Raw genomic sequence first — 21149 nt, forward strand, 5'->3', positions numbered from 1 at the left:
GGTCTTCTGCGTTCTCCTGAGACAGAAGGCTTCTCACTTTCCTCCAGAACGGGCCGGTCACCGCCCCGTTTTCCGCCCTTATTTTGGAGCGATTTGTCCGAGTTTGCCTGCATAAAACGTCAGGGCCTCGCCTGAACGCATCTCGGCCTGCAACACCTGCCCAAGAACGATCAGGTGATCGCCGCCCTCATAGGCGGTGAAGCGCTTGCACTCGAAGCGGGCGAGACAGTTTTCGATCAGGGGCACGCCGTTGCCGTCGATCGTATAGGTGAGCTGATCGAAAGCATGGGCATTGCGCACGAAACCGTTGCAGACTTCAGCCTGTTCGTTGCTGAGAACATGAATGGCGTAATGTTCGGCCGTTTCGAAATACCTGAACCTGCGCGATCCCTTGTCCGGCATCCACAGTACAAGTGCCGGTTCCAGGGAGACGGATGAGAAGCTGTTGGCTGTAATGCCGACGGGGCCGTCGGCCGAACCGGTGGTCACCACCGTAACACCGGTGGCAAATCGACCGAAAGCATCCCGCAAGAGGCGGGTGTTATCGGCGTCCGGTTCGAAGGTCACGGTATGATTGGCATTCTGCATGGTCATCAGGGCACCTCTGTTCCAAGCGCCGCTTCGTAAAGACGGTACCAGGTTTCGCGATCCAGGCTGACTTTCAGCGCGTCGGAGATCTGGGCAATGCGCTCCAGATTGTTCGTGCCCATGACCGGCAAAAGTTGCGCCGGATGAGCCAGAAGGAAGGCGACCGCGACTGCGGACCGGTCGACACCGGCCTCTGCAGCAATTTCGTCCATTACGGTGCCAAGCTTGCCACTTTCGGAAATCAGCGAGCCACCACCGAGGGGGGACCATGCCATCAACCGGGTGCCGAGGCGCTGGTGGAACGCGAGGTCGCCATTGGTGAATGGCGCGATTTCCTTCAGTGAGATCTCGATCTGGTTGGTCACAAGCCGGTTCGACATCGCCGACTGCAGCAGCTCCCAGTCCCAGGGGCGGAAGTTGGAGACACCGACATTCCGCACCTTGCCGCTCTTGACCAGGTCATCGAGCGCGGCGCCGGTCTCGTGATGATCCATCAGCGGGTCCGGGCGATGGATCAGCAGCAGGTCGATGGTCTCGATGCCCATCTCCGTGAGGGAGAACTCGACCGACTTCTCGATGTGAGATCGGGACGTGTCGTAGTATTTCACCCTGGCATCCGAATACCGTCCCATCGGCGCGACGATGTCGCATTTGGTGACGATTTCCATCTGACCACGCAGGGCCGGATTGGCCTTCAGCGCCCCGCCAAGCACGGCCTCTGCGGCATAACCGCCGTAAATATCAGCCTGATCGAAGGTTGTGATGCCCTGGGCGAGACAGGTCTGGATCTTGCGTTCCACGTAAGCGGGGGACGTGTCGCTGTCGTCGCCGATGCGCCACATGCCATAGATCAGCCGGGAGAAGTCCAGGGTTTCAGAAAGTTTCACGCGGTCCATTAGCGGCGCACTCCTTGGCCAAGCGGGGTTGCCGGCGTTTGAGCCGGTACACGACCATAGGCGTGCGGCAGGGAACATGTCTTCAGATTCGGCAGGACCCTGGACCCGAAATGCCTGGCTTCTTCCAGGTGCGGATAGCCTGAGAAGATGAAGGCACGAATGCCCATCTTCTGATAGGCCTCGATCTTGGACATCACCTGATCGGTTGACCCGACCAGCGCTGCCCCGCAACCGGACCGCGCCCGGCCGACACCCGTCCACAGGTTCGGTTCGATGTAACCGAATTCATCGGCGATCTCGCGGTTCTTGGCCTGGTGGCTCACCCCCAGCGACTTGGCATCCAGTGCCCGTTCGCGAATGGCGGTTCCCTGGGTCTCGTCAAGTTTGGAGACGATATAGTCCGCGTATTCCTGCGCTTCCTTTTCCGTGTCGCGCACGATCATGTGCACGCGCAGGCCATAGTCGAGGGTGCGGTCGTATTTCTCGGCGACCGCGTTGACCGCCTTCATGCGGCCTTCCAGTTCCTCGATCTTTTCCGGCCACATCAGGTAGACGTCGCAATGCTGACCGCAAAGGTCCAGCGCATCCGGAGAATAACCCCCGAAATAGAGCAGGGGGCCACCGGTCTGGTAAGGCCGGGCGGGGTCCGTGGTCAGGCCTTTGAAGTTATAGACCTGGCCTTCGTAATTGATTTCGTCCTGCGTCCAGGCCTGCTTCAGGATCTCCACCACTTCCCGCGAACGCTGGTAGCGATAGCTGCTGTCGGCTTGCTCGCCCGGAAAGTCGGACGAGATGATGTTGACCGTCAACCGGCCCTCGAGCATGTGGTCCAGCGTGGCAATGGTCCGCGCCAGCATGATCGGCTGCATCTCGCCGCAGCGAACCGCTGCCAGCAGGTTGATCTTGTCGGTGATCGGAGCGCAGCCGGCGACGAAGGACAGTGTGTCCTGGCCCACCTGGTAGGACGACGGGCACAGGATGTTGCGAAAGCCCTGCTGCTCGGCTGTTTTCACGATCGAAGAGCAATGCTCCCAAGAGGAACGCAGGTGGCCTTCGGGTACGCCCAGAAACTGATAGTCGTCGGAACACAATGCGGCGAACCAGGATACCTCCGCTGCATCAAGATCCGGTGACGTGACTGGGACTACGGTCATGAAGTGCCTCCCTTGGACCATCTTGTCGAATAGCGAAACCCGCATGCGCCGACATGGGCGCGATTGAGGTTTCGCTATTTTCGTTTGTTTTCGAATGGCTTCATTCTGCCTTCGATTTCTTCTTGCATATCACCCGTTTTGATGTAAATCAATAGTGTATCAATTTTGAAAACGAGACCTTCGAACCGCCATGCCAACCGCCTCGCAAACCTCTACCGCGCTGCCGTTATATGTGCAGATAAGCGAGCTTTTGATCAGGGATATCGCGGCCGGGCGGCTGATCGACGGAGAGCGGCTGCCGCCTGAAAGGGACATGGCGGAGGAGCTTGGCATCTCCATCGGAACCCTTCGCAAGGCACTCGCCGACCTTACGCAGAAAGGCTTACTCGAGCGGATCCAGGGGTCGGGAAACTACATACGGCAGGGCGGCACGCATGAGAGCGTCTACGCCATGTTCCGTCTGGAACTCCTGACCGGAGGTGGTCTGCCTCGCGCGGATATTCTGGACGTAAAGCGCCTGGACAAGCCGGACGATCTGCCGCTTTTCGGTACCAGCGCCGAAGGCACCCGTATCCGCCGGCTGAGGTTTCTCAACGATGTGATGATCGCGGTGGAGGAAATCTGGCTCGACGGCGACGCGGGATTTGTGCGGCGCGAGCTTCTGTCGGACTCGCTTTATCGCTTTTACCAGAAACACCTCGGGTTCTGGATCGTGCGTGCAGAAGACCGGGTGACCATCCGTGCGCTGCCGGACTGGACGCCGGAACTCTTTCAGAAGACGCCGGGTACTCTCACAGGCTTTGTCGAACGGTTCAGCTGGGCGGATCGCCCCAAGCCGGTCGAATATTCGCGAACCTGGTTCGACACGGACCGGGCGCATTACGTGCAGCGCTTGAAATAGGTGGACGAGAAATGCCACCGCGCATGGAGGACTGAATGCCTGCAAAGGTAAGATATGGTGTCATTGGCTGTGGGATGATGGGGCAGGAGCACCTGCGCAACATCGCACTCCTGCCGGACACCGAAGTAACGGTGATCTTCGAGCCGGACGCCGGAATGGCGGAAGCGGCCGCAAGATTTGCGCCTCTTGCGCGATTTGCCAATTCCGTTTCGGAACTGCTGGAAGTGGACGAACTGGACTGCATCCTGATTGCCAGTCCAAACCACTGCCATGTGCCGCAGATGGAAGAAATCCGCCGCAAGCGCCCGTTGCCGCTTCTCGTCGAAAAACCTCTCTTCACCGATCCCAAGGATGTTGCCGAGCTGGAGGCTTTCAAGGCGTCCTATCCGGCGCCCGTGTGGGTGGCGATGGAGTACCGCTACATGCCGCCGATCGCGGCGTTGATCGAGCAGGCGGAAACAGCCACTGGCGGCATCAAGATGCTGACCATCCGCGAGCACCGTTTTCCCTTCCTCGACAAGGTCGGCGCATGGAACCGGTTCAACCGCTACTCCGGTGGTACATTCGTTGAAAAGTGTTGCCATTTCTTCGATCTCATGCGGCTGATCATGCAATGCGAACCAGTCCGCGTGATGGCGTCGGCCGGCCAGGATGCCAACCACAAGGACGAGGTCTACAATGGCGAGCAGCCGGACATACTCGACAATGGCTATGTGATCGTCGACTTCGAAAACGGTGCTCGGGCCATGCTGGAACTTTGCATGTTTGCCGAAGGCTCCCGCTACCAGGAAGAAGTGTCGGCCGTTGGCCCGGAAGGCAAGATCGAAGCCTTCGTGCCGGGTCCCGGACGCTTCTGGCCAGAACACCTCGGCGAGCCGCCAGTGCCTCAGCTTGTCGTGTCGCCCAGGTACCCGAAGGGACCGCGCCAGATCGATATTCCGGTTGACCCGATGATCCTCGATGCAGGCGACCACAACGGCTCGACATTCTATCAGCACGAAGGCTTCGTGGCTGTCGTACGCGGTGAAAAGTCGGCACCTGAAGTGACGCTTGAAGACGGATGGCAGGCAGTGGAAATGGGGTTGGCGGCACAGCAGTCTGCCCGTACGGGTCAGTCCGTGACGCTACGATCTCAGGCGCTTTCCTCCGTCGCCTGCTGACAAGACGATTTTCCTCTGGAAACCTGGCCGGTACGACATTTGTCGTGCCGGCTTTTTTCTTGCCAGTCCGGCAGACGAGAAAGGGCTACCAGCGTTCCTTCGGCAACAGGGACTGCACGTTGTTGGAACTGAAGCCATCCCGTCCGCGCCGCAGGTTGATGGCGCGGATCGGCACCTGGTATTCTCGGCCCGTGTCCGACTTCTTGCACTGCTGTTTCCGGTAGGCGAAATTGTCCGGCACGTTCCTGTGGTTTTGCACCAGGACGCAGAAGACGTCGTAGCGGCCGTTCACGGCCACGTCCCGCCGCGCGCCCTGGGCAACGATCACCTGCATGTGGCGGGTGAAGGCCTTGTCGAAAAGCATAAAGTTGCAGTAGGGCTCGCTGCCGTTGGGTGTGCGCGTGCTCTGGCAATAAAATATCTCTGCCCAGGCTTTCTGCGGAGCAGCGAACGGGAAAGAGCCGATCGAGACCAAGCCCGCCAATACGGCTGCCAGAGCGTAACGCTTCACCATTCCCTTAAACTCCTGGTCGAAATGCAGTTTTTTTCAACGTGATCTTGCGGATAGAATATCACTCCACGTAAGATTTACCCGTGACGCCCCTCACAGGGAATAGGCGTGACAACGAAATTTAGCTTGCCTCGGGAACGCACAGGTTCCCGTCACGTGCACAGACACATGCACCGACATCGACAGGGTTGGTTGAACCGGCCCCCGGGAGGTCCCAATGCGTAAGTCTCTTTCCGTTCTTTTGTCTTCCACTTTGATTTTGCAAACGGTTTTCGTAAACGGCGTGCTTGCCGCGCCGGCCCTGACGACCGCCAACGTGAATTTCCGACAAGGCCCGGGAACGAACTTCGGCTCACTGGGAACGGTGCCGTCCGGCACGCAGGTCGAAATGGAGAACTGCGATGACAGCGGGGCCTGGTGTTCAATCAGCTACAACGGCCAGAACGGGTTTGTCAGCGGACAGTATCTTCAGCTTAGCGAACCGGAACAGACGACCGGCTGGCCGCGGTCTTTCCAGACCGACGCCGGGGCGACGCTGGTGCTCTACCAGCCGCAATTCACCGAGTGGGACAACTTCAAGACCCTGAAGGCGATGGTGGCAGCGGAATACATCAAGGACAAGGATGCCAAGCCTGTCTTTGGTGTGATCGGTGTCAGCGGCGCGACCGTGGCCGACACCGACAAGAGCGAAGTTGACATCAACCAGATCCAGGTAACGGAACTGAACTTTTCGGCTTTGGACCGGGAATCCCTCACCGACCTGTCGCTTCAGGTCGGCAAGATCATGCCGACCGGTACGATCACCGTGAAAGAGGATCGGATCACCGCAGGCCTTGCCGAATACCAGCGCATGGAGGATGTCCAGGGCCTGAGTTCGGAAGCACCGCCTATCTATGTCTCGACCGAGCCATCCATTCTCGTGCAGACCGAAGGCACGCCAATCTTTGCGCCAGTCAAGGGTGACCAGGGGCTCAGCTTCGTGGTCAACAGCAACTGGGACATTCTGAAAATCGACGAGAGCGGCGAACTCTATCTGCGCGATGAAAAATCCTGGATGAAAACCAAGGACGTCTCGGCAGGGTGGGAAGCGGTCGACAAGCTGCCGGATCTGATCGGGTCTCTTCCGGATGACGATAACTGGAAGGAAACCCGGGAAGCGATTCCGGGGGAACCGTTCGCGGACAATACTCCGCCGAAGGTGATCTATTCAGACACACCGGCCGAAATGATCGTCTTTGACGGCGAACCGGCTCTGGAACCGGTGGATGGCACCGATCTGGAATGGGCGTCCAACACCGAAAGCGACGTGTTCTTCCTGAAATCCACGTCCACCTGGTACATTCTGGTATCCGGCCGCTGGTTCAAGTCCACCTCGCTTGACGGGCCGTGGACCTTCACCACGCCGGACATGCCCTCCGATTTTCAGAACCTGCCGGAAGACGCGCCGTACTATTCGGTCCGTTCGTCTATTCCAGGCACTTCTGAAGCCTCGCAGGCACGGCTGAAAGCCAGCATTCCGACAACGGCTCGCGTTGAGGTCGGTTCCGTCAGTGCGGATGTCTCCTATGCCGGCGATCCGGAATTCGAGAAGATCGACGGCACGTCGATGTCCTACGCGGTCAATACCAGCGACCAGGTGATCCTGGTCGGTGCGAAATACTACGTGCTGCAGGACGGTGTCTGGTTTGTCGGAGACAGCCCGGAAGGACCATTTACGGTTGCCACGGCGGTTCCTGACGAGATCTACACCATTCCGCCGTCTTCCCCGGTCTACAACACCACCTATGTGCGCATCTACGACAGCGAACCGGGAGCGGTCTGGTACGGCTACACGATGGGCTATCTGGCTGGGTTCCTGTCCTGGGGCGTCTTCGTTTACGGCACAGGCTATTATTATCGGCCCTGGTACCGTCCGGGGCTGCGCCCGATCTACTTCCCGCGTCCGGTGAGCTACGGGATCGGTGCCTTCTACAATCCGGTCCGTGGCACTTTCGGACGCTATGGCTATGCCTACGGTCCGCTGCGCGGCATCGCCGGCGGCGGCATCTATAATCCGCGTACGGGCGGCTACATTCGCGGTGCCGCCATCAGCGGCCCGCGCGGCAGTGCAGGCTTCATCAGCGCCTATAATCCGCGGACCGGCAATCGTGTCGTGGTTGGCGGAGCCCGGGGCATTTACGGCTCCTGGGGCGGCAAGGTCGTGAGCGGGCCGGAATGGTCACGCACGCGCGATATCCAGGCTGGTGCCGTGCAGCGCTGGAAGCAGGACGGCAATCTGGGCCGTGTAGCGAACCTTGATCGCCGTGGTGACGTCTTTGCCGGCCGGGATGGTAGCGTCTATCGCCGCGATGGCGAGAAATGGCAGAAATTCGAGGGTGGCCGTTGGGGCGAAGTCGCTGCGCCCTCCCGCGAGGCAATCCAGGACCGCATGGGTGACATTGGTGCCGGACTGGCCGGGGGAGCGATCGGCGCCGGCGCAGGCGCAGCCCTTGCCAACCGCCCCCTTGGCGACAAAATCCAGAACCGGCCGAATGTTCAACGCCCGACCAACCTGCCTGCTGGCCAGCGCCCGAATATCGAGCGTCCCAACGTCCAACGCCCGAATGTTCAAAAGCCGAATGTGGAGCGCCCAAACGTCCAACGACCGGCGCAGCGTCCCAACGTTCAGCGCCCCAATGTGCAACGACCGAATATCCAGAAGCCGAATGTGCAGCGACCGGCGACCCGCCCTGCCACACGTCCGGCGGCCCGGCCCCAGGCGCCTGCACACCTGAGCAGGGACAACCGGGCGAGAACGGCAGGCAACCGGCAGGTCAATCGGCAGCGCAACGTTCAGCGCTCACGTCCGCAGGCACGCCCGCAACGTCATGGCGGCGGTGGCGGTGCGCGCAGGGGAGGTGGCGGACGCCGCCGCTGAGAAAACCTAGATTGGAAGGTCGCGGGCATCCGCGATCGATTCCATGGTCATGTACGACGTGACCGTATCCAGATCGACTTTCTCGATCAGGCGCTGATAGACGCGGTCGAAGGCATTCATGTCTTCGGCCACCACTTTCAGCATGTAGTCGTAGTCTCCGGCAATCCGGTAGAAATCGATCACATTCGGAATGGCCACCACTTCGCCCCTGAACCTTTCCAGCCACTCCTTGGAATGGTGCCGGGTCCGGATCATCACGAAGACCGTGAGGTTCAACCCGAGCTGCGCCGGGTCCAGCCGGATCGTATGTCCTTCAATCAATCCGCTGTCGTACAGCGTTTTCAACCGGCGCCAGCAGGCGTTCTGGGAAAGACCAACCTTGTCGGCAAGGTCTCTTTGCGAAAGACGTGCGTCGCGTTGCAGGGCGCGCAGCAGCGCGCGATCAATATGATCGAATTTTTTCTCCATGTTCGATCAAATGACACGATCTGGAGCCTAATACAATCGAATGAGGTGAAGATATCCCAGTGAAAGGGGTCGTATGATCCGAAAAAGACGTTTCGGAGCACAAGATGACCCAAAAAACAGGCACGGCACTCGATCATTTCATCGAGGAACTGAAATCTCCGGACCTGATTTCCCGCCTGCGCGCGGGGCTGATCGGCGAGGGGGCAACCATTTCAGGTCCGTTTGGCGAACGCGAGCTGATCTATGCCGACTACGTCGCCTCCGGGCGGGCTCTGCGTCAGGTCGAGGAATTCGTTCTGGAAGAAATCCTGCCGGTCTACGCGAACAGCCACACCGAGGCTTCCTACTGCGGCAGCGCAATGACACGAATGCGCGAGGCCGCGCGATCTGAAATCGCCCGCATTTGCGGGGCTGACCAGGGCTACGCGACGGTCTTTTGCGGCTCGGGGGCAACCGCAGGCCTTAACCGGCTTGTACATCTTCTTGGTGTTTCGGCCGCCGCAGAGCGGGGCGAACAGCCACTTGTTGTGATCGGTCCCTATGAACATCACTCAGACATTCTGCCCTGGCGCGAGAGCGGAGCGGAGGTGATCGAGATAGACGAAGCGGAAACTGGTGGACCTGATCTTGCAGAGCTGGAGGTTGTGTTGCGCAAGGCGGGGGCCGGCCGGTTGATTGTTGGAGCATTCTCGCTGATGTCCAACGTAACCGGCATCGTTACTGACGACGTGGCGGTCACACGCATTCTGAAGCGTTACGGCGCGCTCAGCGTTTGGGATTGCGCGGGTTCCGGCCCTTACCTGCCGGTAGATATAAAAGCCGGCACGGATGCCCAGAAAGATGCGGTTGTTGTCTCGCCGCACAAGTTCATCGGTGGGCCAGCCGCGTCAGGTGTCATGATCGTGCGTAAGGAAGCTGTCAGCAAGGCGACACCGGTCTTTCCGGGCGGAGGAACGGTACGCTTCGTCTCGCCCTGGGCTCATGATTATTCAGACAATCTTTCAGCCCGCGAGGAAGCTGGTACGCCGAACGTGATCGGCGATATCCGGGCGGCGCTCGCTTTTCTGGTCAAGGAAGCCATTGGGCAGCGGCTCATGGACGAGCGGAACGCCGCCTGGCGTGCCAAGGCGCTGGCGGTCTGGCGTGACAATCCGGCGATCGAGATCCTCGGAAACGACAAGGCCCGTCACGTGCTACCCGTGTTCTCGTTCCGTGTGAAGGATCTGGAACGCGGAGGCTATGTGCACCAGCAGCTCGTCACCCGCATGCTGTCGGACATCTATGGCATCCAGGCCCGTGGTGGCTGCGCCTGTGCCGGGCCCTATGCCCATCGGTTGCTGGATATCGGTCCGGAACAGTCCGAAGCGTTGAGGGCCGGTATTCTTTCCGGTGAAGAACTGAAGAAACCCGGCTGGACACGGCTCAATTTTTCAGTGCTCATGACAGTAGACAAGGCGGACAAGATCATTGCCGCCGTCGAAGATCTGGCGCTGCATCCTTATCCGGCCGCGGATTACTACGCGTGCGATGAAACCACGGCCCGTTTCAAGGCCATGCAAGACGCTGCTTGAAGGACACCAAGTCGACATGTGCCGCTGGGCTGCCTGGAGCGGAGCTCCCAAATACCTGGAAGAAGTCATTTGCGATCCGGCGCATTCGCTGATCGACCAGAGCCGCAACGCGCTGTCCTGCAAGACATCGGTCAATGCCGACGGGTTCGGCGTTGCCTGGTACGGCGACCGGGACACCCCTTGTGTCTACAAGGACGTCCGGCCCGCCTGGTCGGATCCAAACCTGTTGCAGATCTCCAAGCACATCCGGTCTCGCCACTTCCTGGCACATGTGCGCGCCTCAACCGGAACGGCGACCACGCGGGACAACTGCCATCCTTTCACGTTCCAGCGCTGGACCTTCATGCATAACGGTCAGGTCGGCGGCTACGACAAGGTGAAGCGTCGCCTCGACAACATGATCCCGGACGACCTTTACCGCGACCGCATCGGCGGCACCGACAGCGAAAGCCTGTTTCTGGTCGCGCTCGCCTATGGACTCAATCTGCACCCGCGCGCGGCGATGGCGAGAGCTGTGTTCGAAGCAGAAGCCCTGTCCAAATACGCCGGAACGACGCCGCACATGCGTTTTGCTGCCGGCTGGTCGGATGGTGAAACGCTCTATGCCGCCCGCTATGCTTCGGACAACCTGGCGCCGACGCTCTATTACCGGGTGTATGACGACGGTGTGATGGTGGTGTCCGAACCGCTGGATGAAGCCCGCGGATGCTGGATGGAAGTGCCTCAGGGCCAGATGATCGAGGTCAGGGACGGCAAGGTGAACCAGGTTGCCTTCCTGAGTGATGAACAGCTCGCTGACGCCTGATTTTCCGGACTGACCTGCCAGGACTGACCTGCCAGAACTGAATTGTCAGATGAGGCTGGACGGCAGCCTCAGTGGCAGAAATCGCCAACGGCTTGACCTCAGACTGGCGTTTCGATCCAGTGCCAGGCGATATCGATTTCATCCCGGTCGAAGTGCTTTTCCTGAATTCCGACCATCCGTGCAAACGTGGCGTCGATCGCAACGAGGGCGGCAAGCAACTTGCTGTCCGTCACGATGGCGATCTTGTTGAGATGCTGCATGTTGGCAAGCACCCACCGGATGTCTGCCTTGGCGGCCTCGAAGGAAACGCCGACATGATCGCCAAGGACGACCAGAACGCTGATCTTGCCCTGATCTTCAATCATCTCCTCGGCCTTGGCGATCAGGTTCTTTTCCTGATCAATATCGATTTTTCCGGAAATCTCGACACCGAGAACGGCACCCTGGCTGCGGGGCAGAATGGTGTACATGCTGGTTCCTCCGGCAGTGACTGGACGGCACAACCAGAAGGGTAAACCCAAACACGAAAAATAAGAACCTGCCTGATCTTTTTTGCTGACCGCCCGGCAAGGCACCAGGTACCCTTGAGCGGCAAAGTCACTGGTGCAATCAGGCGATTTCCCGTCCGGCGCCCGTCATCATGGTGCGGGTCAGCTCGTCGACTTCGTCCCGCAACTGGCGCGTGAGAGCACTGCAATCGGTGCGATCACGGCCGTAACCCAGGTTGAACTCATAAAATGAAGGCGCTTGCCTTGGCATCAGAACGTGCTGAAGCATGGTCTCCAGCTTGTCGAACGCCTTGGCAAGTCGTGCTTCGACGGTTCGTGCCGCTGCATACTCATCCCAGAGGGAGGTTAGCTCCCCAGCCACGTCACCCGGCAGCGGCTCACACAAGGTCAGGAAGTCCCGCCTCTCGCGTTCCTGACGGTCGTCACCCGGCGACTGGAGTGGAGCGGGGACATCTCCGGAGATGGCTTCGCCCAGGTCATGCACAAGCGTCAGCTTCAGGAGTTTGAGCATGTCGATTTCTTTCAGCTCTGGTTCGAACAACAGAACCATCAAGGCCAGTCGCCAGCTATGTTCGGCAGTGCTCTCCGGCCTGCCGCCGGATGTCGATCCCGAGCGAAGCGTGTCCTTCAGCTGCTCTGCAGCCTGAAGGAAGTCCAGCAGGCCCGTCAGTCTGGTGTGGGAAATTTCAGGAAGATCGAGGGAAGGGGGCGTCTTTGTCATGGCGGCCAGATTATTGCGGGCCACCGCGCCAGACGAGTTACCGCATAATTTATGCGGCATCCTGTTCTTCACGGACCAGCCGCGCAAACCGTCCGTCTGACAGCGGCAGGCGCGAAATCCGGATGATGCTCTCCGGGATGGTCATTTCCGGGAAATCGACGTGTTCCGTTCGGTAGACAATGTCCGGAGCATCCGGCTCGAACCAGCCATAGTCGGTCAGTCTGTGCTCCGTTGCCCGGATGCCTTCGGACGCAAAACGCCATAGGGGCCGGTTCAGAAACTCGTTCACCGGTGCGCGCCATTCGCAGGCACGCGGTACGGACATGGCCAGCAGCCTGTGTGTGAGGTCGCAGACCAGATGCACGGGAATCGCGGACCGGGAGACAAGATCAAGCAGGGCCTTGTCGGCGGCGCTCTCCGGACGTGCCCTCAGCAGACGGGTGATCTTCGCCCTGTCGCTGTCGTCCGGCTGCGACTTGCCGCTCTCCCAGCGCGATATCCTCGTCTGCGAGACGCCAAGTTCATGCGCCAGAGCTTCCTGCTTGACCCGGTTCAGTACGCGCCAGCGCCGCAGCGACGGTCCAAGACTGCTTTCAAGAACGGCGGTTTCTGTTTGCATGGTGCAAGTGTAACGCGTCCCGGGAATTTTGTGCAGCGGGAAAAGAAGGCACGGCTCACCTGAGCAGGTGTCCGCGCCACCTGTGGGATCAGCGGTACTTCTCGATGAACGCGTCGATCGACAACTTGCGAAAATCGGGCAGCCGCTGCTTCAGCTCTTCATGGGACCAGTCCCACCAGGAGATATCGATCAGCGCCTGTTCCTGTTGTCCGGTGAATCGCCGTTTGATTTCCCTGGCGGCCACACCGCCAACAACGGTGTAAGGGGCGACATCCTTGGAGACGACTGCCCCGGCTGCAACAATAGCTCCGGTGCCGATCGAGACGCCGGCAAGCACCGTGACATTGTGGCCGATCCACACATCATGGCCAATGGTGACCCAGTCGTCCTTGCGCCACTGGAAGAAATCCGCGTCGTCCTCGCCAAGGTCATAGGCAGCAGCGCGGTAGGTGAAGTGGTGCTGGGAGGCGCGCCAGGTTGCGTGGTTTCCCGGATTGATGCGGACGCGACGGGCGATTGAACAGAACTTGCCGATGGTCGACCAGACGACATCGCCTTCCTGCACGATATAGGAATAGTCCCCCATGCTGCTTTCGCGCATTTCCGTGCGTGCGCCAACCTCGGTCCAGATGCCGAGATCACAATTCAGCACCCTGGCCTCCGGATGAATGTTCGGGGCTTCGGTGAGGGAAGGCTTCTGGGTCGGGGCGGACATGGATGCTCCATATAGCGTTGGAAGGAGTGCGGAAACGGTTTGTAGCCGTGTTGCTGGCACCGGTCGTGACGCTTTGATGACACTGGCGTGACTTCCGTTACTTTTTTTGCATGCATCCACAGCGGTGAAAACGGCATTTGGCGGGTAGAAGCCTTGTATTTGAGCACTGATTTCCGAGTTAATTTCAGCCAGGCATATGTGACGCCGAGGGGGCCCGGAAAGCGCTGAGAGCGCAGCGGAATTCCCGCCGGAGATGGTTGTTCTGCCGATGCTTCAGGCAGGGATGTCATTGATTTGTCATAAAATTTTGGGCTCCCCGACAAAGGAATGTCATTTTTCTGTAATGGTCCGGTGGCTCTTGTCGCGCAGCACGACGAACACAACGGACAGGGCTGGCGCGTGATTCAATTTCAGGAAGTCACCAAGACCTTCGGGTCTCGGACCGCGGTCAACAAAGTAAGTTTTAATATCGAAAGACCGCAGATGGTCGGGATCATCGGTCGGTCCGGTGCCGGCAAGTCAACCTTGCTGCGCATGATCAACCGGCTGACCCCCGCCAGCGCCGGACAGATCCTGTTCGATGGCCGGGACATTCTCAGCCTGAAAGGCGGCATGATGCGCCGCTGGCAGCGCGACTGCGCCATGGTGTTCCAGCAGTTCAACCTGGTGCCGCGCCTGGATGTTGTCACCAACGTCATGTTGGGGCGCCTCAACGGTCACGGCACCTTGAAGAGCCTCTTCAACATCTTCAGCCAGGAAGACGTCAATTCGGCGCTTGGTGCGCTCGACAGACTGGGCATTGCCCAGGAAGCCACCAAGCGGGCCGAGGAACTGTCCGGTGGTCAGCAGCAGCGTGTTGCGATTGCCCGCGCTCTTATGCAGGACCCGCACATGATCCTGGCGGACGAGCCGATTGCCTCGCTCGATCCGATGAATGCCAAGATCGTCATGGATGCGCTGCGTGAAATTCACGAGCGCGACAACAAGATCGTCATCTGCAACCTGCACACGCTCGACACTGCCCGGACCTATTGCGACCGGGTGATTGGCATGCGCGACGGTTTCCTCGTGTTCGACGGGGCGCCGGAAGCGCTGACCACGGCTGTCGCACGCGAAATCTACGGTGCCGATGAGAGCTTTAACGAGGCGGCGACATCCACCGCCATCGATGCCGGCCAGTCCGGTTCCAGAGAATCCGCCGGTGCGATGACCCCGGCGGCAGCAGCGGTCTGATCCGGCTGCGCACCCGCTTAACGTCATCAAAATTGAGAACTCTCGGGGAGTGTCCCAAATGAAACTCGTTGCTAAAGTTGCTGCGCTTGCTGCCGTCAGCATGATCGCTCTGAACGCTTCTGTTGCCGGTGCAGCGGAAATCACGGAATTCCGTATCGGCCTGCTCGGCGGCGAAAATGCTTCCGACCGTCTGCGTGCCAACGAATGCCTGCGCGAAAAGACCGAGGAACTGCTCGGCGTTCCGACAAAGCTGTTTGCTCCGGCAGACTACAACGGCGTTATCGAAGGCCTGCTCGGCGGTAACCTCGACATGGCCTGGCTCGGTGCTTCCGGCTACGCAAAAGTCTTCCTGACCGACCCGGAAGCCGTTGAGCCGGTTCTGGTCAAGGTCAACAACGACGGCAGCTACGGCTACTACTCCATCGGTTTTGCCCGCGTCGACAGCGAGATCAACTCCCTGGAAGACATGAAGGGCAAGACCTTCGGCTTCGGCGACCCGAACTCCACGTCCGGTTACCTGATCCCGTCCATCGAAATCCCGAAACTCGGCTACTCCATGAAGCCGGGTGAGTATTTCTCCGACGTCGTCTTCACCGGTGGTCACGAGCAGACCATCGTTGCCGTATTCAACGGCGACATTGCCGGCGGTGTGACCTGGGCTGACGGTCTTGGCGAATGGGAAGACGGCTACAATTCCGGCGCTCTGCGCAAGGCAACCGATGCGGGTCTGGTCGACATGACCGAGATCAAGGAAATCTGGCGTTCGCCGGTGATCCCGGAAGGCCCGGTTGTCCTGTCCAAGAAGCTGCCGGACGACATCAAGGCAAAGATGACCGAGTTGATGGCCAACCTCGTCAAGGAAGACAAGGAATGTGGTTACGGCGTGATGGCCGGTGAAGCACGCGGCTTCGAACCGATCACCCATGCGGCTTACGAATCCATCGTCGCTGCCCGTAAGGCAAAGAGCGAGTAATCGGAATTTCCGATCTCCGCGCGGGCCGGTCTCCGGCCCGCGTTTTCTCAAGTATCGGCCAGCGGAATCGACTTTCCGCAAGAAGTGGCTCCACAGGGCCAGGATCACCAGGTTTCGAAGGATTGATCCAGCTAAGCCACCCCGCTTCGGATGAAGTGAGCATCAAGTAAAGGTCCCAAACAATGGCTGTTGCCGCACTCGAGCAGGAAATCCTGTCCATGCGCAAACGCCGCCAGCTCTATTCATTGATAGGGTTGCTGCTGGTCGTAGCGGTTCTGGTCTCCGGTTATTCGAAATCCAATTCGATGAATTCCGGCGGATTTATTCAGGGTCTTTCCAAATTCTTCGACTATCCGGGCGAGATCGTCGTTGAAGCCTTTGAAGCCGGCCCGGCCTTTTTCTCGCTGATGCTGCAGTTCGTTCCGGCCATGCTGGAAACCTTGAACATTGCCGCGGTTGCGACCCTTCTGGGCGGCGCGATGGCGGTGGTGCTGGCGATGGCCTCCACACGCAATGTCGACAGCTGGGGACCGTTGATCCCGGTAGTCCGCCGCATCATGGACATCACACGTGCCTTTCCCGAATTGATCATTGCGCTGTTCCTGATCTTCGTGCTCGGCTCTAGCCCCGTACCAGCCATGATCGCCGTTGCGTTTCATACCGCAGGTGCGCTCGGCAAACTCTTTTCCGAAGTGAACGAGAACATCGACCGCAAGCCCATCGAGGGCCTGTCGGCCTGTGGGGCCAGCTGGCTGCAACGCATCCGGTTTGCGGTGCTGCCCCAGGTGGCGCCGAACTATCTCAGCTATTTCCTACTGCGCCTTGAAATCAATGTGCGTGCTTCTGCCATTCTCGGCTTCGTTGGCGCTGGCGGCATCGGCCAGGAACTTCGCCGCACGATCGGCTGGGGCAAGGGTGCAGGCGATGAAACCGCCGCTATCTTCGTCCTTCTGTTCATAACCATCATGGCCATCGACCAACTGTCGTCCTATCTGCGCGGCAAGCTGGTCGGGTCCGGCCGGGCGCATTGAGGGGAAATCTCATGACCGTCGATACGCTCGAAACACCCGTCACCCAGGCTCTGGTCTGGAACCAGGTCCGCCGGCGCGCATGGCTCACTGTCGTCGTGCCGCTCGCGATCTTCACCTACCTCGTTTACACGTGGTTCGCCTTCGGGGTGCCGGAACTGCTCTCTCGTGCCCAGCCGGAACGGGCGGTGATTCTGGCAACGGATAGCGTCGCCTACAAAGTTCACGTCACAAAGAGCTTCCGGGACAACGAGTTCGAAGTTGCGATCGAAGGCGAGCGCACCGCTACCTACGACAACGCCAAGGTGCCTGACTGGGTGCAGCTCAGCGGCGAAAATGGTGTAGTTGACCTCGGCGATGGCTACAAGGTCGAGATCGATGGCAGGACAGCCCTGTTCACCATCCCGGGCTATGGCGTGGTGGAGGGCACCGCGACTGCCGATGGTGTCGAAACGGTTCTGCCGGCAGGGCCGGCACCGGACTGGATCAAGATCGACCCGCGCAAGCTCGATGTGCGCCCGACCCTTGATCGGCGCCTTCAGGTCACCAAGACGAAGATCGAGGTTCACAACTATTTCGGCGGTTGGGAGAACTTCTGGTTTCCGTTCCGCTCACCACTTTACGGCATGTCCTTCAGCCAGCTTTATGCGTTGGCGTTGAGCTCGGACCGAATGGATCCGGAAACGTCGAACATCTGGTTCATCGTGAACGAGTTTCTGGAAAACCCTGACTGGCAGCACGGCAAGGTTCTTACCGCCTTGTTCGAAACCATCATGATGGCCGTTCTCGGCACTCTCACGGCCGCATTCTTCGGATTGCCGCTGGCGTTTCTTGCAGCTCGCAACTTCACGCCGTCGAAGCTGCTTCGGTTCGGAACACGCCGCCTCTTCGACTTCCTGCGTGGCATCGACATGCTGATCTGGTCGCTGATCTTCATTCGCGCCTTCGGTCTCGGGCCGCTGACAGGAGCTCTGGCAATAGCCTTCACCGATACCGGTTCGCTCGGCAAACTGTTTTCCGAAGCGCTGGAGAACATCGACAACAAGCAGGTCGAGGGCGTGAGGGCGACCGGCGCCAATCAGATCCAGCGGTATCGCTACGGTGTGATCCCGCAGATCCTGCCGGTCTTCGTGTCCCAGGTCCTCTACTACCTGGAATCGAACACCAGGTCAGCCACGGTCATCGGTGCTCTCGGGGCAGGGGGGATCGGTCTCTTGCTGGTCGAAACCATGAAGACCTCGCGCGATTGGGAAAACACCAGCTACATCATCATCCTGACAATCATTGTCGTGATCCTGATGGATCAGACCTCAGGTTGGCTGCGCCGGAAGCTGATTGAAGGCAAATAGGTCCGTCTGACCTGAAAGTGATAAACCCGGCGCGGTAACGGCACCGGGTTTATCTTGATAACTGCAGGTACCCCCTTTTTGCCGCATTTATGTCGCGCTAGCGTGTCAGCGTTCGGAAATTGCTTCGAAGCTGCGGAGGGGGCTGTGCGCCAGGGCATGCGAAATCATCTTGTGAATGTTGCGTTCGGAACCGGTCTGTCCATGATGGCCATGGCAGGATCGGCCTTTGCGATCGAAAGCTGTGTTGCATCCCTGAAGAAACAGGCTGTTGCCGCAGGCGTCCGACCGGACATTGCCGAGCGCATGCTGTCAGGTGCAACTTTTGACGAAAAGGTCATCCGGTTCTCGACGTCCCAGCCCGAGCACAAGACCGAAATCTGGGATTACATGGCCTTTCTGGTCGACGCGCAGCGGATCCAGGACGGCAAGGCAAATCTGAAAAAACACAACAGCACACTCACCTCCATCGAAAAGCGGTACGGTGTCGACCGGCACGTGGTTCTGGCGGTCTGGGGCATCGAGAGTGACTACGGCAACTTCCGCGGCGATTTCTACACCCCACATGCTTTGGCCAATCTGGTTTGCGCCGGCAAACGGCGTCAGAAATACTTCCAGGGCGAACTGATCAAGACCATGCAGATTGCTTCACGAGGGGATGTACCGGCCAAAGACTTCGTCGGCTCCTGGGCAGGGGCTTTCGGGCAAACCCAGTTCATGCCAAGCACCTACAACAGTCTCGCGGTCGACTTTGACGGTGACGGCCGCAAGGATCTGGTGAATTCCGTCCCCGATGCCCTGGCTTCAACGGCTAACTTTCTGAAAAATGCCGGATGGAGCAACAGCCGGCCCTGGGGATACGAGGTCAAGGCACCGAAGAGTTACAGTGGGCCGTCGGGTCTGAAGAACTATTCCTCCCTGTCGACCTGGGCCAAAAGAGGCTTCAGCAAAATCGACGGCGGCGCTCTTTCCGGCAATCTGGATGCAGCGCTGATCCAGCCGGCAGGAGCGGGTGGCCCGTCCTTCCTGGTGACCCGCAACTTCCGGGCTCTGCGTTCCTACAATGCATCAACGTCCTATGGTCTGGCGATCGCCCTTTTGTCGGAACTCGTATCAGGCGGCGATCCGTTCAAGACACCCTGGCCGACGGACAACCCCGGTCTTTCCCGTGCTCAGCGTGTGGAGCTGCAGAAGCTTCTCAACCGCAACGGCTTCAACGTCGGTGAACCGGACGGGAAGGTCGGCCCGGCCACACGTGAAGGCATCCGCAAGGCCGAGGCACGCCACGGCCTCCCGGTAACAGGACGTCCGTCCTGGAATGTGTACTCGGTGCTGGGGGGGAAATAGCCCACGGGCAATCGGCTGAAATAGGGTGAACCTGCTTGACAGGTGCCGCTCAGGAAGCGTTCTGGGGAATGGAAAGCGGCACACTGCAATGGAGGCAGCTTCTGTTCCGGCCCGTTTTCTTGGCCTGGTACATGGCCTCGTCCGCGGTCCTGAGAAGCTCATATTCGAGGTCCGGGCCGTTCGCCTGAACCGAGACCCCGACACTTGCGCCGACTGTCCTGTCCACCGCCCCTTTGATCGGGATCGGCAGGTTGATGTCGTAAACGATCCTGTCTGCCAAGGCAGATAGACTGTCCGCGTCAGTGCGCCGTGTCGACAGGATCAGGAATTCGTCGCCGCCCATCCGGATGATCGTCTCATCTTGTTGCAGCAAATCCGACAACCGTTCCGCCACTGCCTTGATGACCTGATCTCCGACCGAATGGCCATGGTGATCGTTGACGGTCTTGAACCGGTCCAGATCGATCAGAATGGCGGCAACCTTGACGCCGGGGCCCACGCTGAGCCGGGTCGTTTCGAAGAATTTCGACATCATGCGCCGATTGCCGACACCTGTCAGCGCGTCGTGCAGTGCGTTGAATTCGATCTGGGCGTTGAGTTCAAGAAGGCTCGTGTTCGCCTCCTGCAATTCCGTGTTCAAGGTTTCGGTTCTGGTGCGCAATTCCCTCTCGTAATCGGCCTTGCTGTGTGCAAGCCGGAATTCCAGACGGTTCCGGAAATCGTTGCTCTGGCGTTCCGTTTCCTCGGTGAACATCTTCTTTTGAAGTTTCACATAGGCCTTCAGATAGTCGAGTGCACTGCGGTGCTCTTCCAGGGCTTCGTGGGTCTGGGAGAGCTTGAGGTAGAAGTTTCGCGTCCAGTGGTGATAGTCGGCACCGGCAGCGTTCAGCAGACCGTTTTCCAGTTCGGCACGCGCTTCGTCATAGCGCTTCTCTTCGAAAAGGCTCAATCCGAGCACGTAGTAAAGGTGGCAGGCGACCCGGTGATCCTGGCTGAACTGTGCCGCTGCCAGGCCCTTGGCGGCGCAGGCGCGCGCCTCCTTCAATGCCCCGGTTTCCACCAGCGCCGCTCCCAGCACTTCATAGGCGTAAGGCAGGTTCACGGCGTTGCGATGCACCAGGGCATCTTCCAGGCACGCCTTTGCCGCTTCGACGGCTGCCTCGGGACTGCCACACCGCAATTCAGTGCGCGATAGGGTTTGCAGGATGTGCGAACGCTCGTAAACAAGGCTCAGCCGATCGGCGATGTCCATGGCTTCCTGAAGCTTGGACTGAGCCTTTTCGTAGTCATGATAATAGGCGCACATGTTGGCGAGTACGGTCAGCGGCTCGATACCGGCGCGTCCGTGAGTTGCCGCCCCGAGGATCTCCAGGCTTTCTCCCAGAATGGCATCGGCCTGGCTGAGTTCACCGAGGCTGTAGACGCAAACCGACTTGATGACCAGAAGCTCGGACCAGCCTTCCGGATCCTGCCTGGGATCCATCATCGAGAAGGCTTTGTCTGCAAGCTTTGCCGCCGCATCGAAATGACCGGACCAACGCTCCAGCCATGCAAGATTGAACTGAAGGGGACGGTTGCCGGGTTCCGGTTCCGGCTGCCGTTTCAGCGCGTCATACAAAAGGCGTTTGCAGAACGCCGGATTGCGCCATCGCAAGGCCCAGCTTCGCTCTTGCAGTTCCTTCAGGTG

General features: G+C 59.3%; 20 protein-coding genes. 10 read left to right on the forward strand and 10 right to left on the reverse strand.

Going from position 1 to position 21149, the window contains the following annotated elements; genetic code table 11:
- Positions 1 to 78 precede the first annotated feature (78 nt).
- From ACYQ6M_RS10290 to ACYQ6M_RS10300, 3 genes are read right to left on the reverse strand one after another with little or no spacing between them, the layout of a single operon-like run.
- Positions 79 to 594 carry a flavin reductase family protein gene (locus ACYQ6M_RS10290; RefSeq protein ID WP_023000209.1) on the reverse strand — a complete coding sequence of 172 codons (516 nt, stop codon included), beginning with the start codon at positions 592 to 594 and terminating at the stop codon, positions 79 to 81.
- Positions 594 to 1484: an aldo/keto reductase gene (locus tag ACYQ6M_RS10295; protein WP_460073645.1), complete on the reverse strand. Its 891-nt coding sequence runs from the start codon at positions 1482 to 1484 to the stop codon at positions 594 to 596. Before ACYQ6M_RS10295 ends, ACYQ6M_RS10290 begins: the two co-directional genes overlap by 1 nt.
- The gene (locus ACYQ6M_RS10300) at positions 1484 to 2638 is read right to left on the reverse strand and encodes an LLM class flavin-dependent oxidoreductase (RefSeq protein ID WP_055659188.1); all 1155 of its coding nucleotides are present in this window, start codon (positions 2636 to 2638) and stop codon (positions 1484 to 1486) included. The genes ACYQ6M_RS10295 and ACYQ6M_RS10300 overlap by 1 nt, the downstream gene beginning before the upstream one ends.
- Positions 2639 to 2828: 190 nt before the next feature.
- Here ACYQ6M_RS10300 and ACYQ6M_RS10305 point away from each other — a divergent pair, with 190 nt between their 5' ends.
- Together ACYQ6M_RS10305 and ACYQ6M_RS10310 are read left to right on the forward strand one after the other, a co-directional pair.
- The gene (locus ACYQ6M_RS10305; protein WP_055659191.1) at positions 2829 to 3539 is read left to right on the forward strand and encodes a GntR family transcriptional regulator; all 711 of its coding nucleotides are present in this window, start codon (positions 2829 to 2831) and stop codon (positions 3537 to 3539) included.
- A gap of 35 nt (positions 3540 to 3574) precedes the next feature.
- Positions 3575 to 4699 (forward strand): Gfo/Idh/MocA family protein, encoded by a 1125-nt coding sequence (locus ACYQ6M_RS10310; RefSeq protein ID WP_460073648.1) that lies wholly within the window; start codon positions 3575 to 3577, stop codon positions 4697 to 4699.
- Positions 4700 to 4784: 85 nt separating this feature from the next.
- On the opposite strand, the gene ACYQ6M_RS10315 is transcribed toward ACYQ6M_RS10310, so the two are convergent.
- Positions 4785 to 5213 (reverse strand): hypothetical protein, encoded by a 429-nt coding sequence (locus tag ACYQ6M_RS10315; protein ID WP_055659195.1) that lies wholly within the window; start codon positions 5211 to 5213, stop codon positions 4785 to 4787.
- Positions 5214 to 5427: 214 nt separating this feature from the next.
- Here ACYQ6M_RS10315 and ACYQ6M_RS10320 point away from each other — a divergent pair, with 214 nt between their 5' ends.
- The gene (locus ACYQ6M_RS10320; RefSeq protein ID WP_460073650.1) at positions 5428 to 8127 is read left to right on the forward strand and encodes an SH3 domain-containing protein; all 2700 of its coding nucleotides are present in this window, start codon (positions 5428 to 5430) and stop codon (positions 8125 to 8127) included.
- A 6-nt stretch (positions 8128 to 8133) separates the two neighbouring features.
- Here ACYQ6M_RS10320 and ACYQ6M_RS10325 read toward each other — a convergent pair whose 3' ends face one another.
- Positions 8134 to 8595, reverse strand: coding sequence for an Lrp/AsnC family transcriptional regulator (locus ACYQ6M_RS10325; RefSeq protein WP_023000201.1), 462 nt, complete (start codon positions 8593 to 8595; stop codon positions 8134 to 8136).
- Between the two features lie 104 nt (positions 8596 to 8699).
- Between ACYQ6M_RS10325 and ACYQ6M_RS10330 the strand changes: the two genes are divergently transcribed.
- Both ACYQ6M_RS10330 and ACYQ6M_RS10335 read left to right on the forward strand, forming a co-directional pair.
- Positions 8700 to 10166: an aminotransferase class V-fold PLP-dependent enzyme gene (locus ACYQ6M_RS10330; RefSeq protein ID WP_460073652.1), complete on the forward strand. Its 1467-nt coding sequence runs from the start codon at positions 8700 to 8702 to the stop codon at positions 10164 to 10166.
- A 16-nt stretch (positions 10167 to 10182) separates the two neighbouring features.
- Positions 10183 to 10971 carry a class II glutamine amidotransferase gene (locus ACYQ6M_RS10335; protein WP_023000199.1) on the forward strand — a complete coding sequence of 263 codons (789 nt, stop codon included), beginning with the start codon at positions 10183 to 10185 and terminating at the stop codon, positions 10969 to 10971.
- Between the two features lie 98 nt (positions 10972 to 11069).
- On the opposite strand, the gene ACYQ6M_RS10340 is transcribed toward ACYQ6M_RS10335, so the two are convergent.
- The 4 genes from ACYQ6M_RS10340 to ACYQ6M_RS10355 form a co-directional block, all read right to left on the reverse strand.
- Positions 11070 to 11441, reverse strand: coding sequence for a SpoIIAA family protein (locus tag ACYQ6M_RS10340; protein ID WP_023000198.1), 372 nt, complete (start codon positions 11439 to 11441; stop codon positions 11070 to 11072).
- Between the two features lie 139 nt (positions 11442 to 11580).
- Entirely contained in the window at positions 11581 to 12201 is a 621-nt protein-coding gene (locus tag ACYQ6M_RS10345; protein WP_460074623.1) for an HD domain-containing protein, read from the reverse strand.
- Positions 12202 to 12250: 49 nt separating this feature from the next.
- Positions 12251 to 12820, reverse strand: coding sequence for a helix-turn-helix domain-containing protein (locus ACYQ6M_RS10350; RefSeq protein ID WP_460073655.1), 570 nt, complete (start codon positions 12818 to 12820; stop codon positions 12251 to 12253).
- An 88-nt stretch (positions 12821 to 12908) separates the two neighbouring features.
- On the reverse strand, positions 12909 to 13535 hold the full coding sequence (locus ACYQ6M_RS10355; protein WP_460073657.1) for a DapH/DapD/GlmU-related protein: 627 nt from the start codon (positions 13533 to 13535) through the stop codon (positions 12909 to 12911).
- A 399-nt stretch (positions 13536 to 13934) separates the two neighbouring features.
- On the opposite strand from ACYQ6M_RS10355, the gene phnC reads away from it, so the two are divergent.
- The 5 genes from phnC to ACYQ6M_RS10380 all read left to right on the forward strand — a co-directional run bounded on the left by phnC (position 13935) and on the right by ACYQ6M_RS10380 (position 19462).
- Complete coding sequence (gene phnC / locus ACYQ6M_RS10360; protein ID WP_460074624.1) at positions 13935 to 14768, forward strand: phosphonate ABC transporter ATP-binding protein; 834 nt, start codon at positions 13935 to 13937, stop codon at positions 14766 to 14768.
- A 58-nt stretch (positions 14769 to 14826) separates the two neighbouring features.
- Positions 14827 to 15741, forward strand: coding sequence for a phosphonate ABC transporter substrate-binding protein (gene phnD, locus ACYQ6M_RS10365; RefSeq protein WP_023000193.1), 915 nt, complete (start codon positions 14827 to 14829; stop codon positions 15739 to 15741).
- 182 nt (positions 15742 to 15923) lie between these two features.
- A complete protein-coding gene (gene phnE, locus ACYQ6M_RS10370) occupies positions 15924 to 16772 on the forward strand; it encodes a phosphonate ABC transporter, permease protein PhnE (protein WP_023000192.1) in 849 nt (282 codons plus the stop codon).
- Positions 16773 to 16783: 11 nt separating this feature from the next.
- Positions 16784 to 18118, forward strand: a complete 1335-nt coding sequence (gene phnE, locus ACYQ6M_RS10375) for a phosphonate ABC transporter, permease protein PhnE (protein ID WP_152507038.1) — start codon at positions 16784 to 16786, stop codon at positions 18116 to 18118.
- A 156-nt stretch (positions 18119 to 18274) separates the two neighbouring features.
- Entirely contained in the window at positions 18275 to 19462 is a 1188-nt protein-coding gene (locus ACYQ6M_RS10380) for a lytic murein transglycosylase (protein ID WP_168687830.1), read from the forward strand.
- Between the two features lie 49 nt (positions 19463 to 19511).
- Here the strand turns inward: ACYQ6M_RS10380 and ACYQ6M_RS10385 are convergent, their stop codons facing one another.
- Complete coding sequence (locus tag ACYQ6M_RS10385) at positions 19512 to 21116, reverse strand: diguanylate cyclase domain-containing protein (protein WP_460073660.1); 1605 nt, start codon at positions 21114 to 21116, stop codon at positions 19512 to 19514.
- Between the last annotated feature and the right edge of the window lie 33 nt (positions 21117 to 21149).

The organism is Roseibium sp. ROS1 (assembly GCF_054658215.1).

Bases quoted from the DNA above. Each gene is read 5' to 3' on its own strand.
- ACYQ6M_RS10295 (WP_460073645.1), bottom strand. From the start codon at position 1,484: ATGGACCGCGTGAAACTTTCTGAAACCCTGGACTTCTCCCGGCTGATC.
- phnE (WP_023000192.1), top strand. From the start codon at position 15,924: ATGGCTGTTGCCGCACTCGAGCAGGAAATCCTGTCCATGCGCAAACGC.
- ACYQ6M_RS10335 (WP_023000199.1), top strand. From the start codon at position 10,183: ATGTGCCGCTGGGCTGCCTGGAGCGGAGCTCCCAAATACCTGGAAGAA.
- ACYQ6M_RS10345 (WP_460074623.1), bottom strand. From the start codon at position 12,201: ATGACAAAGACGCCCCCTTCCCTCGATCTTCCTGAAATTTCCCACACC.
- ACYQ6M_RS10325 (WP_023000201.1), bottom strand. From the start codon at position 8,595: ATGGAGAAAAAATTCGATCATATTGATCGCGCGCTGCTGCGCGCCCTG.
- ACYQ6M_RS10290 (WP_023000209.1), bottom strand. From the start codon at position 594: ATGACCATGCAGAATGCCAATCATACCGTGACCTTCGAACCGGACGCC.
- ACYQ6M_RS10310 (WP_460073648.1), top strand. From the start codon at position 3,575: ATGCCTGCAAAGGTAAGATATGGTGTCATTGGCTGTGGGATGATGGGG.
- ACYQ6M_RS10300 (WP_055659188.1), bottom strand. From the start codon at position 2,638: ATGACCGTAGTCCCAGTCACGTCACCGGATCTTGATGCAGCGGAGGTA.
- ACYQ6M_RS10320 (WP_460073650.1), top strand. From the start codon at position 5,428: ATGCGTAAGTCTCTTTCCGTTCTTTTGTCTTCCACTTTGATTTTGCAA.
- ACYQ6M_RS10355 (WP_460073657.1), bottom strand. From the start codon at position 13,535: ATGTCCGCCCCGACCCAGAAGCCTTCCCTCACCGAAGCCCCGAACATT.
- ACYQ6M_RS10340 (WP_023000198.1), bottom strand. From the start codon at position 11,441: ATGTACACCATTCTGCCCCGCAGCCAGGGTGCCGTTCTCGGTGTCGAG.
- ACYQ6M_RS10305 (WP_055659191.1), top strand. From the start codon at position 2,829: ATGCCAACCGCCTCGCAAACCTCTACCGCGCTGCCGTTATATGTGCAG.
- phnD (WP_023000193.1), top strand. From the start codon at position 14,827: ATGAAACTCGTTGCTAAAGTTGCTGCGCTTGCTGCCGTCAGCATGATC.
- ACYQ6M_RS10315 (WP_055659195.1), bottom strand. From the start codon at position 5,213: ATGGTGAAGCGTTACGCTCTGGCAGCCGTATTGGCGGGCTTGGTCTCG.
- ACYQ6M_RS10330 (WP_460073652.1), top strand. From the start codon at position 8,700: ATGACCCAAAAAACAGGCACGGCACTCGATCATTTCATCGAGGAACTG.
- phnE (WP_152507038.1), top strand. From the start codon at position 16,784: ATGACCGTCGATACGCTCGAAACACCCGTCACCCAGGCTCTGGTCTGG.
- ACYQ6M_RS10350 (WP_460073655.1), bottom strand. From the start codon at position 12,820: ATGCAAACAGAAACCGCCGTTCTTGAAAGCAGTCTTGGACCGTCGCTG.
- ACYQ6M_RS10380 (WP_168687830.1), top strand. From the start codon at position 18,275: ATGCGAAATCATCTTGTGAATGTTGCGTTCGGAACCGGTCTGTCCATG.